The sequence below is a fragment of the Actinotalea sp. JY-7876 genome, assembly GCF_014042015.1.
GTDB lineage: Bacteria > Actinomycetota > Actinomycetes > Actinomycetales > Cellulomonadaceae > Actinotalea.
This window is the reverse complement of the sequence record NZ_CP059493.1, coordinates 862097-875631: the sequence shown is the minus strand read 5'-3', so window position 1 is coordinate 875631 and position 13535 is coordinate 862097. Positions and strand designations below refer to the sequence as shown.

Genomic DNA, 13535 nt, shown 5'->3' with positions numbered 1-13535 from the left:
ATGCTAGGTGACGAGGCACGCCGGTCAGCGCCGCCCGGTCGACGACGCACGCGGCGACGGCCCGGACGAGGAGGCGGACGCCACCTCGGCCGCGACCGGCACGCTGCCCTGCCAGACGGCGGCGACGAGGTCCCGTGCCCAGCCCAGCAGGGCGCGCCCGGCGAGCGGCGTGCCGCCGATGCGCGCCGTCGTCGGGAAGGGGACGAGCACCGTGCGGATCGCCGGCTTGAGGATCGTGCCCGGGTACAGCCGCTTGAGCCGCAGCTGCGCGGACTCGGGCAGCTCGACGGGCGCGAACCGGATGTACCGGCCCTGCGCCGTGACGTCGGTCAGCCCCACCTGGCGCGCGGTGTTGCGGAAGGCGGCGACCTCGAACAGGTTCTCGACCGCCTCGGGCACCGGTCCGTACCGGTCGACCAGCTCGGCGCGCACGGCCTCGAGCGCCTCCGGCGTCGTCGCGTCGGCCACCTTGCGGTAGGCCTCGAGCCGGAGCCGCTCGTGCTCGATGTACTCGTGCGGCACGTGCGCGTCGACCGGCAGCTCGAGCGTGACCTCGGGCGGACGCGTCTCCGTCTCGCCGCGGAACGCCGCCACCGCCTCGCCCACCATGCGCACGTAGAGGTCGAAGCCGACCCCGGCGATGTGCCCGGACTGCTCGCCCCCGAGCAGGTTGCCGGCGCCACGGATCTCGAGGTCCTTGAGCGCGATCTGCATGCCGGCGCCGAGGTCGGTGTTCGCGGCCATCGTGGCGAGGCGGTCGTGCGCCGTCTCGGTGAGCGGCCGCTCGGGCGGGTACATGAAGTAGGCGTAGGCCCGCTCGCGACCGCGCCCCACGCGCCCGCGGAGCTGGTGGAGCTGCGAGAGGCCCAGCAGGTCCGCGCGCTCCAGGATCAGGGTGTTGGCGTTGGAGATGTCGAGGCCCGTCTCCACGATCGTCGTGCAGACGAGGACGTCGAAGCGCTTCTCCCAGAAGTCGGCGATGACGCGCTCGAGCTGGTGCTCGCCCATCTTCCCGTGCGCCGTCGCGATGCGGGCCTCGGGCACGAGCTCGGCGAGGCGGGCCGCGGCCCGCTCGATCGACTCGACCTTGTTGTGGACGTAGAACACCTGGCCCTCGCGCAGCAGCTCGCGCCGGATGGCGGCGGTCACCTGCTTCTCGTCGTACGCGCCGACGAAGGTCAGGACCGGGTGGCGCTCCTCGGGCGGCGTCGCGAGCGTCGACATCTCGCGGATGCCGGTGACCGCCATCTCGAGCGTGCGCGGGATCGGCGTCGCGCTCATCGCGAGCACGTCGACGTTGGTCCGCAGCTGCTTGAGCGTCTCCTTGTGCTCGACGCCGAAGCGCTGCTCCTCGTCGATGATGACCAGGCCGAGGTCCTTGAACCGCACCTGCCCCGTGATGAGGCGGTGCGTCCCGATGACGACGTCGACGGTGCCGTCCGCGAGGCCCTCGACGACCTCCTTCGACTCCGCCTCCGACTGGAACCGCGACAGCGCCCGGACGGTCACCGGGAAGGGCGCGTAGCGCTCGCTGAACGTGTCGAGGTGCTGCTGCACGAGCAGCGTGGTGGGCACCAGGACGGCCACCTGCTTGCCGTCCTGGACGGCCTTGAAGGCCGCGCGGACCGCGATCTCCGTCTTGCCGTAGCCCACGTCGCCGCAGACCAGGCGGTCCATCGGGACCGTCTTCTCCATGTCCGCCTTGACCTCGTCGATCGTGACGAGCTGGTCGGGCGTCTCGACGAACGCGAAGGCGTCCTCGAGCTCGGCCTGCCACGGGGTGTCGGGACCGAAGGCGTGACCCTGCGTCGCCATCCGGGCCGAGTAGAGGCGGATCAGCTCGCTCGCGATCTCGCGGATCGCCTTGCGCGCGCGGCCCTTCGTCTTGGCCCAGTCGGAGCCGCCCATGCGGTTGAGCGTCGGCGACTCGCCACCGGTGTACTTGGTGACCTGGTCGAGCTGGTCGGTCGGGACGTACAGGCGGTCGCCCGGCTGGCCCTTCTTGGAGGCCGCGTACTCGATCACCAGGTACTCGCGCGTGCCGGCGGTCGGCCCGCTGCCCACGGTCCGCTTGACCAGCTCGACGAAGCGGCCGACGCCGTGCTGCTCGTGCACCACGTAGTCCCCCGCGCGCAGCGCGAGCGGGTCGACCGAGTTGCGCCGCCGCGACGGCATCGAGCGCATGTCCTTGGTGGAGGTGCCGGGACGCCCGGTGAGGTCCTCCTCGCTGAAGACGGCCAGGCGCAGGTCGGCCGCGACGAAGCCGCGTCCGGCGCGCGCCGGCACGACGACGACGACGCCCGGCTCCGGCTCGTCGCCGAGCTCGCCGACGAGGCGCGCGGGCACCTCGAAGGCCGAGAGCTGCTCGACCATGCGACTGGCCGGACCGTGGCCCTCGGTCGTCAGGACCAGGCGCCAGGCGTCGCGCTGGAGGTCACGCAGGTCGGCCACCGCGCGCGGGACGTCGCCGTGGTAGCCCTGCACGTCGCGTGCGCCGACGACGAGCGTCTCCGCGGCGTCGTCGTCCCCGGCCGTCGCCCCCTCGCCGGCGGCCTCGACGGCGTCGGCGTCCAGCGTGAACGGGCTCATCGTCCACCAGCCGAGGTCGCGCGAGAGCGCGAGGTCCCGCGTCTCGGCGTACGAGGCGAAGGACGCGGCGCGCAGGTCGATCGGGGTGCTGCCGCCCGCCGCGGCCGCCGTCCAGGCGGCGTCGAGGAACTCCTGGGTCGTCGCCATGAGGTCGTGCGCGCGGCGCCGGACGCGCTCCGGGTCCGCGACGACGACCAGCGCGCCGTCGGGCACGAGGTCGAGCATCGGCACCATGCGCTCGACCAGGACGGGCGCGAGCGACTCCATGCCCTCCACGGCGATGCCCTGGGCGAGCTTCTCGAGCATCTCGGCGGCGCCGGGCAGCTCCGCGACCAGCGCCGCGGCCCGCGCCCGGACGGGCTCGGTGAGCAGGATCTCGCGGCACGGCGGGGCCCACAGGCCCTCCGCGGCGACCTCGAGGCTGCGCTGGTCGGCCACCGCGAACCAGCGGATCTCCTCGACCGTGTCGCCCCACAGCTCGATGCGCAGGGGGTGGTCGTCCGTCGGCGGGAAGACGTCGAGGATGCCGCCGCGGACCGCGAACTCGCCGCGGCGCTCCACCATGTCGACGCGCGTGTAGGCGGCGCCGACGAGGCGGTTCGCGACGTCGTCGAGGTCGACCTGGTCCCCGGCGTGCAGCGAGACGGGCTCGAGGTCCCCCAGGCCCTCCACCACCGGCTGGAGCAGGGCGCGCACGGGGACGACGAGCGCCCGGACGGGACCGGACTGGCCCTCGCCCTGCGGGTGGGCCAGCCGGCGGAAGACCGAGAGCCGGCGCGCGACGGTGTCGCTGCGCGGCGAGAGCCGCTCGTGCGGGAGCGTCTCCCAGGCGGGCAGCACGGCGACGTCGTCGTCGGCCAGGTAGCACCGCAGCGCCGCCGCGAGGTCGTCGGCGTCGCGGCCGGTCGCCGTGACGACGACGACGGGTGGCGCCTGCGTCCCGGGGCGCGCCGAACCGACCGCGTCGGTGACGGCCGCCAGCAGCGGAGGGCGGGCTCCCGCGGGAGCCACGACGTCGAGCGCGCCGCGGCCCCGGTGGGCGCGTGCGGCCTCGACCGCCGCCGCGGCGGCGGGGTCACGCAGCAGGACGGGCAGGACTCCGGTGAGGTTCATGGGTCCCTTCGAGACACAGCACGGGCACAGCACGGGCACAGCACGACGACCCCGGATCCGTCCGGACCGGGGTGGTGCCTCCATTCTACGAGCGCCCTGCGACACGCGCCGGGCCGGTGGCGAGGCCGCCCGCCACCGCACGACGGCTCGCCTAGGATCGTGGCGATGACCGGCACGCAGGGAGCGCATCACGCCGCCGGCGCCGGCGGCGCGACAGGTGGAGGGATGCCCCTCGCGGGCCGCCTGCGGCGCGTGTCCCGGCACGCGCGCGTGCGCGAGCTGGCGCGTTTCGGCTCCGTGGGCGGTGCGGCGTACGTCGTCGACGTCACGGTCTTCAACCTGCTCCTCCTGGGCCCCGGGGAGCTGCTCGCCGACAAGCCGCTCACGGCGAAGGTCGTCGCCTCCCTCGTGGCGACGCTCGCGTCCTGGGTGGGCAACCGCTACTGGGCCTTCGCCGGAGGGCGCACCTCCCGACCCGTCCGCGAGCTCGTCCTCTTCCTGGGCGTCAACGGCCTCGGTGCCGCCGCGGCCGTGGCGACGCTCGCCGTGTCGCGGTACGTGCTGGGCCTGACCTCCCCGCTCGCCGACAACATCGCGGCGAACGTCGTGGGCGTCGCGCTCGGCACGGCGCTGCGGTACGTGTGCTACCGCTGGCTGGTGTTCACCGGGCCCGCGCACCCGGCCGACGCCGCCGGTCGTCCCGTCGCACGAGCCGCTCCAGACCCCACCAGGTGACGAGCCGCACGGCCTCGATCACGATCGCGCGGCTCATCTTGGACTCACCCTGCTCGCGCTCGACGAACGTGATCGGGACCTCGACCACGCGGTGACCGCCCGCCACGGCGCGGCGCAGCAGGTCGATCTGGAAGCAGTAGCCCTGGCTGGCGACCTCCTCCTGCACCAGGGCCGCCAGGACGTGCGCCCGGTACACGCGGTACCCGGACGTCACGTCGCGGACCCGCAGCCCCAGGACCGTGCGCGCGTACCCGCTGCCGACTCGGGACAGGAGCACGCGGTGCCACGGCCAGTGCACGATGCGCCCCCCCGGGACCCAGCGCGAGCCGAGCACGACGTCGACCGACGGGTCGGCGAGCGCGTCGAGCAGCGCCGGCAGCTGCTCGGGCAGGTGGGAGCCGTCGGCGTCCATCTCCACGACGGCGTCGTGGTCACGCGCCGCCGCCCAGGCGAAACCCGCCAGGTAGGCCGCACCGAGGCCGGCCTTCTGCGTCCGGTGCAGCACGTGGACGTGGTCGTCCCGCTCGGCCAGCGCGTCGGCGACGGCACCGGTGCCGTCGGGCGAGCCGTCGTCCACGACGAGCACGTGGGCAGCGGGCTCCTCGCGCCGGACCCGGCCGACGACGTCCTCGAGCGACCGCACCTCGTTGTAGGTCGGCACGACGACGAGCGGCCGCGCAGACCGCCCCGAGCTCACCATGCCAGGCGCCTCCTCCCGGGCGGTGCCCGACGCGAGCATCCTAGGAGGTCACGGTGCGACGCGGCCGCGGCCCGCACGGCCGCCGCCGATCGGGGGTGAAGTCTGGGCCGAACGGCTGACAGCACCCCCGCGGAGAAGTCCGTTATGTGAGGATGACGCCTGGGCGGGAGGCGGACGACCGGTGTGCCCAGCGGCGACCGCCGTCGGTCCGAGCGAGGAGCAGAGCGTGGAGCTGACCGATCACCTCAGCGCGATCCGCAAGCACTGGTGGATCACGGTGCTCACGCTGCTCGCGACCGTCGGCATCGCCGCCTACGTCAGCAGCCGCATGACGCCCGTCTACGAGAGCACGGTGACGTTCTTCGTCGCGGCCTCCACGGACACCGGGACGGCCCTGCAGGCGGACGAGTTCGCGCAGCGCCGCATCAACTCCTACGTCGGCGTGCTCAGCAGCGAGCTCCTCGCCCAGGAGGTCGCCGCGCAGCCGGACATCGACCTCACGCCCGCCGAGGTGACGTCGCGCGTGTCGGCGCTGGTGGACCCGGAGACGATCCTGCTCACCGCGACCGTGACGGACACCGAGACCGACCGCGCGCTGCGGATCGCCGAGGCGATCGCCACCGAGTTCGGCCCGCTGATCTCCCGCCTCGACAGCACGGATGCGGCGAGCGGGGCCAGCGTGTCGCTCACCGTGATCTCGGGGCCGACGCTGAACCCCGAGCCCATCTCGCCGCGGACGACGCTCAACATCGGCGTCGCGGCGCTCGCCGGGATCGCCCTCGGGCTGGCGCTGTCGATCGCCCGCCAGATGCTGGACCGCACCGTCCGCAGCCTCGACGACCTCAAGCGGGCGACCGGGCTGCCCACGCTCGCCACGATCGGCGCCGAAGGGCGCCGGCGCCGCGGTGGGGCCGGCGAGCTGCTCATCGTGGACGCGGAGCCGGGCTCGCCCCGGGCGGAGGCGTACCGCCAGCTGCGGACGAACCTGACGTTCAGCGCCGTGACGAAGCGGATGCAGGTCGTGGTGGTCACGTCCGCGGTCCCGGGCGACGGCAAGACGACGACCGCCTGCAACCTCGCGATCACGCTCGCCGAGGCCGGCAGGTCCGTCCTGCTGGTGGAGGCGGACATGCGCCGGCCCATGGTCGCGCAGCGGCTCGGGATCGAGGGCTCCGCCGGGCTGACCAACGTCCTGGCCGGTGCCGTGAAGGTCGACGACGTGCTGCAGCCCTGGGGCCAGCACGGCCTCCAGGTGCTCGCCGCCGGCACGCTGCCACCGAACCCGTCCGAGCTGCTCGGCAGCGACGCGATGCGGGAGCTGGTGACCGAGCTCCGCGGACGCTTCGAGACGATCGTCGTGGACACCCCTCCCGTGCTGCCGGTCACCGACGCGTCGGTCGTCGCGACCCACGCGGACATCGTCGTCCTCGTCGTCCGGTACGGCGGGACGACGCGCGAGCAGGCACGCGCCGCCGTGGAAGGGCTCGCCGCGGTCGGTGCACCGCTGGCGGGCACGATCCTCAACGGCGCGCCGAGCGCGGTGACCGCGGGAGGATACGGCGCCTCGGCGTACGCGACGACGGGGCGCGCGCCGCGCGCCCCGGGCGACGCGCAGGACCAGGAGGCTTCGCCGACGACCCGCGAGCAGACACCCGCGGACGGCCTGCCCTTGGCTCCGGGCACGCCAGTCTGGCGCCCAGCCCCGGCCGACGAGGACCCGGGGGCCGAACGCCGCACGGCCGGTGAGGCGGCCCCGGAACGGTCCGTCCGCGCCGACCGCTGAGATGCTGCTCGCACTCTGGGCGGGTGGGTGCGCGGCGCTCGCCTGGGCGACGCGCCGCCGACCGGTCGTGACCCTCGTCGCGATCCTCGGCCTGTGGGTGGGCATCCCCGCCGCAGCCGGCCACCTCGTCACCGGGCACGAGACGGGCCCGCTCGGCATGCACCCGGCCGCCTGGCTGGTCGTCGCCATGCTCGTCGCGCAGGCCATGCACGCGCCCCGGCGCCTCTCCCAGGTGGCCGGCGAGCACGTCCTGCTCGTGCTTACCCTCGGCCTCGTGACGGCGGTCGCGGCCTTCACCACCGTGCAGGCCGGCTCGGGTGGCCTCGCCCTCCTGCTCGACGTCGTCGTGGCCCCGCTCGCGCTCTTCCTCCTCGTGCTGGCGGTCGTCGACGGGGACGCGGGGCGCCTGACCCAGGTGCGGACGGCGCTGCTCGCGCTGGGCGGCGCGGCCGCCGCGCTCGCCGTCGTGCAGTGGTTCGCGGGGAGCATCCTGCTGTACCAGAGCTCGCACGAGACCCGGTGGTGGTTCCGGCGCGAGGGCTTCGACCGCTGGATGGCCACGTTCGACCACCCGCTGACGCTCTCCATGTTCCTGTGCGTGACCGCGCCGCTCATCGTGGGACTGCGGCGCACGTCGCTCCAGCTGGCCCTCGTCACGCTCTTCGCCGCCGGCGTCGCGATCACCCAGTCACGCTCGGGCGTCGTCGTCATCGCGGTCGTGGCCGTGTGGGTGGTGCTGCGTTCCCCGGCGCCGGCGCACGCCCGGCTGCTCGGGCTGTGCGCCCTCGCCGGGGGCGCCGCGGCGCTGCTGTCCACGAGCCTCGTCGAGGGCGTCGGGGAACGCTTCGCGGACGACACGGGATCCACCGGCGCCCGCACCGACGCCCTGAGCTTCTTCGGCCGGACGTGGCGGGAGTACGCGGTCGTCGGCCACGGCCTGACGTCGAGCTACCGGATCGCGTCGCAGGGTGGCCTCGCCACGAGCCTCGAGAACTCGTTCCTCATGTACGCGGTCGACATCGGGACCGTCTTCGCCGTCCTGTACTTCGGTGCCCAGGCCGTGCTCGTGGTCCGGGCCTGGACGCGTGGGGACCGCCTCCCGGGGGCGCGCCAGGGAGCGCTGATCGCGTTCCTCCTGCCGCTCACCTACAGCGCCCTCGCGTCGCGGTCCGCGGTCGGCATGATCCTGTGGGTGGCGCTGGCGCTCGGGGTGGCCAGCACCCGGCCCGGCACCGGGCCGGCGGCCGGTCAGGGAGCGGTGCCCGTGCCGCTGTCGCGGCGGACCTCGATGGCTGTGCCGTCGTCCGCGTAGACGTTCCCGCTGGTGATGACCGTCAGGTCGGGCGTGGTGAGCACCGTGAACCAGTTGTTCTTCCCCGCCATGGGCGTGTTGCGCATGTCCCGGGCGAACGTGTTGTTGGTGACCTCACCGAAGTTCATCGGACCGGTCTTCTGGGACGTCACCAGCTTGATCGGGATGTGCGCCCCGTCCACCCAGTTCCCGTCGATCCGAGAATTCGTCACCGCATTGACGTTCGGCGTCAGGATCACACCGAATCCACCCTGCGGGTATGCGTAGTTCTGCGTCCCGGCCGTCGTGGACCGCCACACCGACAGCGTGTTCCCGAGGATCTGGATGTTGGAGCCACCCTGGATCTGGATCGCGTCGTTGTGCGTCTGGTTGTCCGAGTGGTTCGGGTCCGGCGAGAAGTAGGCCAGGTCGTGGACGTAGCTCGACTCGACCCGCACGTTCGCCGCCGTGCCGTGGATGTTGTAGATGCCGAACCCGTCGACCACGTTCCAGGTGTTCACGCGCCGCGCGGTGTAGTCGTGACCGAGCATCCCGTTGATCCAGTACGACGGGAAGTCGGGGACCAGCGTGACGTCCTCGACCACCAGGTTCTTGACGCGCGCGTCGTTGGCGTTGATCAGACCGGTGTCGAAGGACCCCGGACCGCTGCCACGCACGCGCGTGTTGCGGATGGTCACGTCGGCGGCCTTCACGGTCACGAAGCCGTACACGTCCAGGTTCTCCAGCACCGTGCCGGGCTGCGTCACCACGATGTCCCCACGATGGGTCTGGAGCCGCGAGCCCGCCCTCACGCCCGTGCTCGACGCGTCCGGCTTCACCACGTCCGGGGCCGGCGCCGTCACGAGGGGGGCCGGCGCGAGCGCGTACGCCGACGGGACCTGGCTGCTCGACGCCGCGGCGGCGGGCATGTCGAGCGCGCCCGGAACCGGCGCCCCCGTCAGGGTGACGGCCGCGAAGGGCGCCGCGTCCGCGGGCGCGAGGACATCGCCGGCCGAGGGCGTGGCCGCCGGGACGGCCACGGTGGCGCGAGCCGCGACGGTGGGCGTCGGGGCGACCTCCGCGGCGGCCGTCGGTGTGGCGACCAGCACGCCGGCCAGGGCGAGCGCCACCATCGCGCGACGGCCGGAGGGCGCGCGTGCGCCGCGCCGGGCCGAGCGGGACGGTCGAGGCTCAAGCACAGGAGGTGCTCCGTCGATTCGGTAGCCTGGCGGACCGCGGGGGTTCCATGGCTTTGCGCCCCTGCCTCGCGACAGGTTTGCCATTCTCGTGGACCACCGGATCGTACGTGGGCCATTTCCGCCGGTCCAGCACGTCGAGGTGGCGTCACCCGCACGGATCAGCCCGGTCCGGGTTATTCGGACATTACGACGGAATATCTCGGGACCGTCCGCGAATGGCTCGCCCGCGCAGTTTCCGGGTCATGCACCGGGCACCGGGCGCCACCGCCACGTGCAGGACCGCCGCCCCGCCGCGCCGCGCGGTCGCACGGCGGAGCCGTCACGGGTCGTACCGGATGCCGAGGTCGCGCCCGAGCGCGAGCGGTCCGGCCCCGTCCGCCCAGACGTTCCCCGTGAGCGACGAGTCGAACGTGACGCCCTCGCGCACCCGGATGACGTACCGGGAGCCACGTCCGTGGTCGAACTGGTTCCGCCCGAAACGGTTCCCGGTGAGCGTGCCGAAGTGCATGCGCTCGTAGCCACCGCGCGAGACCGAGACCGAGGCGTAGCCCCCGTCGAACCAGTTCTTCGTCACCGTGGCACCGGTCACCGGCGCGACCGTCGGCGTCACCATGAGGCCGGCGCCCCGGTTGCGGGCGTCGTAGCTCTGGTCGCCCACGGCGGTCGACATGAACGACTCGAGGCTGTTGCCCGTGATGCGGATCGCCGAACCGCCCTGGATCTGGATGCAGTCGTTGTGGCTCGGCCCGCCGTCCTGCTGCGGGTCGCGGGCGAAGTAGCTGAGGTCGTGGCACCAGCTGCTCTCGATCACCACGTCGACGGGTCCCCCGCCGTTGCCGGTGTCGAAGATGCCGAAGCCGTCCACGACGTGGTGCACGTCCACGCGCCGGGCGGTGTAGTCGTGCCCGAGGATGCCCGTGATCCACGGCGACGGCTGCTTGGGCACGAGGGTGGTGTCCTCGATGACGGCGCCGCGGCAGGCCGCGTCGAGGCAGCTCACCAGACCGGTGCTGTAGGAGCCGGTCCCGCTCCCCCGGACCACGGAGTTGCGGATCGTGACGTCGGCCGCGCGGATCGAGACGAAGCCGTGGATGTCCTTGCCGTCGATGACGGTCCCGGGCTCGGTGATCACCAGGTCCCCGTCGTGCCGCGTGAGCGGCGTGCCGTCGGGCACACCGGTGGTGGCCGCCGTCGGCTCCACGGCGCCCACGGCGGGCGGGGGCGCCGGGCTCGGCGCCGGCGTCGGCGTCGGCGTCGGCGCGGGCGCGGCGGGTGGCGGCACGGGAGCGGCGGGTGGCGCGGCGGGCGCGTCGAGCGGTCCCACGAGGCCCAGGAGCGTCATCGTCACACCGACGCTCGCCGAGGTGTTCCGCACGGTGAGCGCACCGTCCTCCCCGAGGCGCACGTACGCGACGTTGGTGCTGTCGCGGCCGGGGTACGGGTTCAGGACCGAGGTCGCGGCGCAGGCGCCCGCGACCTGCGTCCCGGGGCACACCGTGAGGGCGGTGCCCCCCTGCGCGTCGTGGGCGCGGACCTGGATCTTGGCGGCCGTCGCGCCGGCGGGCGCACCGGCGGCGCGGATCGTGCGCGACTCCCCCGCGGCCAGGGTCGCCTCCAGGAGCGGGGCCGAGGCGGCGTGCACCTTCCCGGTGTCGGCGGCCACGAAGAACCCCTGGAGGTCCGCGTTGAGCCGGACGGAGCCGCGGTGGTTGTAGAGCACCACCTGGTCGCCGCGCGGGCCACCGAGGCCCACCACGGCGAAGTTCGACCGGTTGGCACCCGGGGCCGGGTTGAGCACCGAGGTCCTGGCGCAGTCGCGGACCGCGGTGCCGGCCGGGCACGCGGAGACGTAGCCGCGACGCGTCGCTGCGGCGTAACCGAGGTCGAGCGCCACCGCCGTGGCGCCGTCCGGGACGTCGGGGACCGTGAGCGTCACGGTCTGCTGCACGCCGACGCCCTGCCAGGACATGATCCGGCGCGGGTCGACCGGGACGAACCCGTCCTGGTCGGCCGTCGTCGCGTCGAGCACGAAGCCGTTGAGGTCGACGTAGACCGTCACGCCGCCGCTGCGGTTGCTCAGGGTGACCTCGCCCCCCTCGCTGAGCGGGGCGAGGACCTGACCGGGCGTGACGGGTCCGGGTGACGCCGCCAGCATCGACTCGGCGGGGCAGGTCTGCGCCGCACCGCAGGTGCTCAGCGTCGTGACGGCGCTGGCGTCCGCCGCCGTCACGTTGAGCACCGCGGCGGACGCCTCGGCAGGAACGGCGGGCACCCGCACCGTCACCGACTCCCCCGGCTCCAGACGCGAGGTCAGGAGCCGCACCGGCGTCACGGTGCGGATCGTCGACACGTCGGCGGCGGGGCGCATCGCCGGGGCCGCGGCCGGCGCGCCGGACGTCGCTGCAGGGCTCACCGCGGCCGACCGGCTGACCCGCTCGGCGGCCCCGCCGGGCAACGGCCCGGCGCCGGCGGTGACGGTCAGGGCGAGGAGCAGAGCGAAAGCGCGCGCGACGCCCCGCCGGGTGGCCGGCCGGCCACTGGTGGCGTGCATCCGCATCGATCGTCCCCCCGTGCGACAGGCCGGCCGGCGGGCGCCGACGGCGGGCTCCGGTGCCCGCCGGGCGTCGACCGCGCGGCCGTCTCCCGCCGGGCGGCGGGAGGCCGTGACAGACGCTAGGCCGATCGGGTGATGACCACCAGGGTCACGACGACACCCGTGCTCGCGCGTCCTGCGCGGCCGCGCGGGACACCCTGCGGCCGCGCGCGCATCGTTGCAGGTGGTGCCCGTTTTGCTACCCTTCGCGGGCGGACCGGCGGCACGGCCCGGCGCGCACGGCCCGGGCTCGGATGTGATGCGGATCACATCCCGTGTCCACGGGCGGAGGTGGCCGGGGCCCGCGTCACCACGTCACCGCCGCGTCCCGAGGCCGTACCGAGGAGGGTTCGTGCACGACGCCGCGACGGACGTGGCCCGCCCGGTGGTCGCCGTCTGGAAATCGACCTGGCTCGCGCCGTCCCAGACGTTCGTGCGCGACCAGCTGGCCGCGATGACCCGGTGGCGGCCCGTGACGATCGGCGAGCGTCAGGTCGCCGACGGCATCGCGCGCGCCGACCTCGCGCCGTTCCCGGACGGGCTCGTGGGCCGGGCCACCCGCCGGCTGAGCCGGGCGACGGGTCACCGCGGCGTGTACGAGCGCTTCCTGCGCCGCGAGGGCGCGGCCCTGGTCCACGCCCACTTCGGCACGAGCGCCGTGGGTGTCCTGCCCGTCGCGCGCCGGCTCGGGCTCCCGCTCGTCGTCACCTTCCACGGGTACGACGTCACCCAGGAGCCCACGCGCGGCGAGGCCGGACGGCGCTACGTCGAACGCCTGCAGGCGGTGTTCGCCTACGCGGACCTCCTCGTCGCTGTCTCGCAGCATCTCGCCGGACGCCTCGTCGAGCTGGGAGCGCCCCCGGAGAAGGTGCGGGTGCACCACATCGGCGTGCCCGTGGCCGGCGCCGTGGAACCCGCGGCGACGAGGGACGGGATCGTCTTCGTCGGCCGACTCGTCGACGTCAAGGGTCCCGCGGACCTGCTGGCGGCGGTCGAGCACCTGGACCGCGGGCGGGACCTCCGCGTGCGGGTCGTGGGCGACGGGCCGCTGCGCCGCCAGCTCGAGGAGCAGGCCGCGCGCGCGGGCCTGGCGGTCGAGATGCTCGGCCGGCTCCCCTCCGAGGGCGTCGCGCGCGAGCTGGCCCGGGCGGCCGTCTTCTGCGGCCCGTCACGCACGACCGCGACGGGTCAGGAGGAGGCCTTCGGCATCGTCTTCCTCGAGGCGGCCCGGCACGGGCTGCCGGTGGTGGCGTACCGCCACGCCGGGGTCCCCGAGGCCGTCGTGGACGGCGAGACCGGCCTCCTCGCCCCCGAGGGCGACGTCGGGGCGCTCGCCGCCCATCTGCGCACGCTCCTCGACGACCCGGCTCGGGCGGCTGCGCTCGGCGCGGCGGGCCGCGAGCGCGTGCTGCGCGACTTCGACGTGCGCACGCAGACGGCACGCCTCGAGGACCTCTACGACAGCGTGCTGGACGCGCGGCCCCGCGGCTCGCGCACCCGGCGCCCTCCGCGCACGCGCTAGCGCCGGGCTC

General features: G+C 74.3%; 8 protein-coding genes and 1 riboswitch. Of the genes, 4 read left to right on the top strand and 4 right to left on the bottom strand.

Features of this window, described 5'->3' with window-relative positions; genetic code table 11:
* Positions 1–24: 24 nt before the first annotated feature.
* Positions 25–3702: a transcription-repair coupling factor gene (gene mfd, locus H2O74_RS04175; protein ID WP_182113265.1), complete on the bottom strand. Its 3678-nt coding sequence runs from the start codon at positions 3700–3702 to the stop codon at positions 25–27.
* Between the two features lie 165 nt (positions 3703–3867).
* On the opposite strand from mfd, the gene H2O74_RS04170 reads away from it, so the two are divergent.
* On the top strand, positions 3868–4437 hold the full coding sequence (locus H2O74_RS04170) for a GtrA family protein (protein WP_255491771.1): 570 nt from the start codon (positions 3868–3870) through the stop codon (positions 4435–4437).
* On the opposite strand, the gene H2O74_RS04165 is transcribed toward H2O74_RS04170, so the two are convergent.
* Positions 4364–5137, bottom strand: coding sequence for a polyprenol monophosphomannose synthase (locus tag H2O74_RS04165; RefSeq protein WP_182113264.1), 774 nt, complete (start codon positions 5135–5137; stop codon positions 4364–4366). The genes H2O74_RS04170 and H2O74_RS04165 overlap by 74 nt on opposite strands.
* Positions 5138–5363: 226 nt before the next feature.
* Between H2O74_RS04165 and H2O74_RS04160 the strand changes: the two genes are divergently transcribed.
* Together H2O74_RS04160 and H2O74_RS04155 are read left to right on the top strand one after the other, a co-directional pair.
* Entirely contained in the window at positions 5364–6920 is a 1557-nt protein-coding gene (locus tag H2O74_RS04160) for a polysaccharide biosynthesis tyrosine autokinase (RefSeq protein WP_182113263.1), read from the top strand.
* Between the two features lies 1 nt (position 6921).
* Positions 6922–8232, top strand: coding sequence for a hypothetical protein (locus tag H2O74_RS04155; RefSeq protein WP_182113262.1), 1311 nt, complete (start codon positions 6922–6924; stop codon positions 8230–8232).
* On the opposite strand, the gene H2O74_RS04150 is transcribed toward H2O74_RS04155, so the two are convergent.
* Positions 8169–9344, bottom strand: coding sequence for a hypothetical protein (locus H2O74_RS04150; RefSeq protein ID WP_182113261.1), 1176 nt, complete (start codon positions 9342–9344; stop codon positions 8169–8171). The genes H2O74_RS04155 and H2O74_RS04150 overlap by 64 nt on opposite strands.
* A gap of 83 nt (positions 9345–9427) precedes the next feature.
* Positions 9428–9502, bottom strand: a riboswitch (cyclic di-GMP riboswitch).
* A 227-nt stretch (positions 9503–9729) separates the two neighbouring features.
* Positions 9730–11961: a hypothetical protein gene (locus tag H2O74_RS04145; RefSeq protein ID WP_182113260.1), complete on the bottom strand. Its 2232-nt coding sequence runs from the start codon at positions 11959–11961 to the stop codon at positions 9730–9732.
* A gap of 394 nt (positions 11962–12355) precedes the next feature.
* Here H2O74_RS04145 and H2O74_RS04140 point away from each other — a divergent pair, with 394 nt between their 5' ends.
* Positions 12356–13525: a glycosyltransferase gene (locus tag H2O74_RS04140; protein WP_182113259.1), complete on the top strand. Its 1170-nt coding sequence runs from the start codon at positions 12356–12358 to the stop codon at positions 13523–13525.
* The last annotated feature ends 10 nt before the right edge of the window (positions 13526–13535 follow it).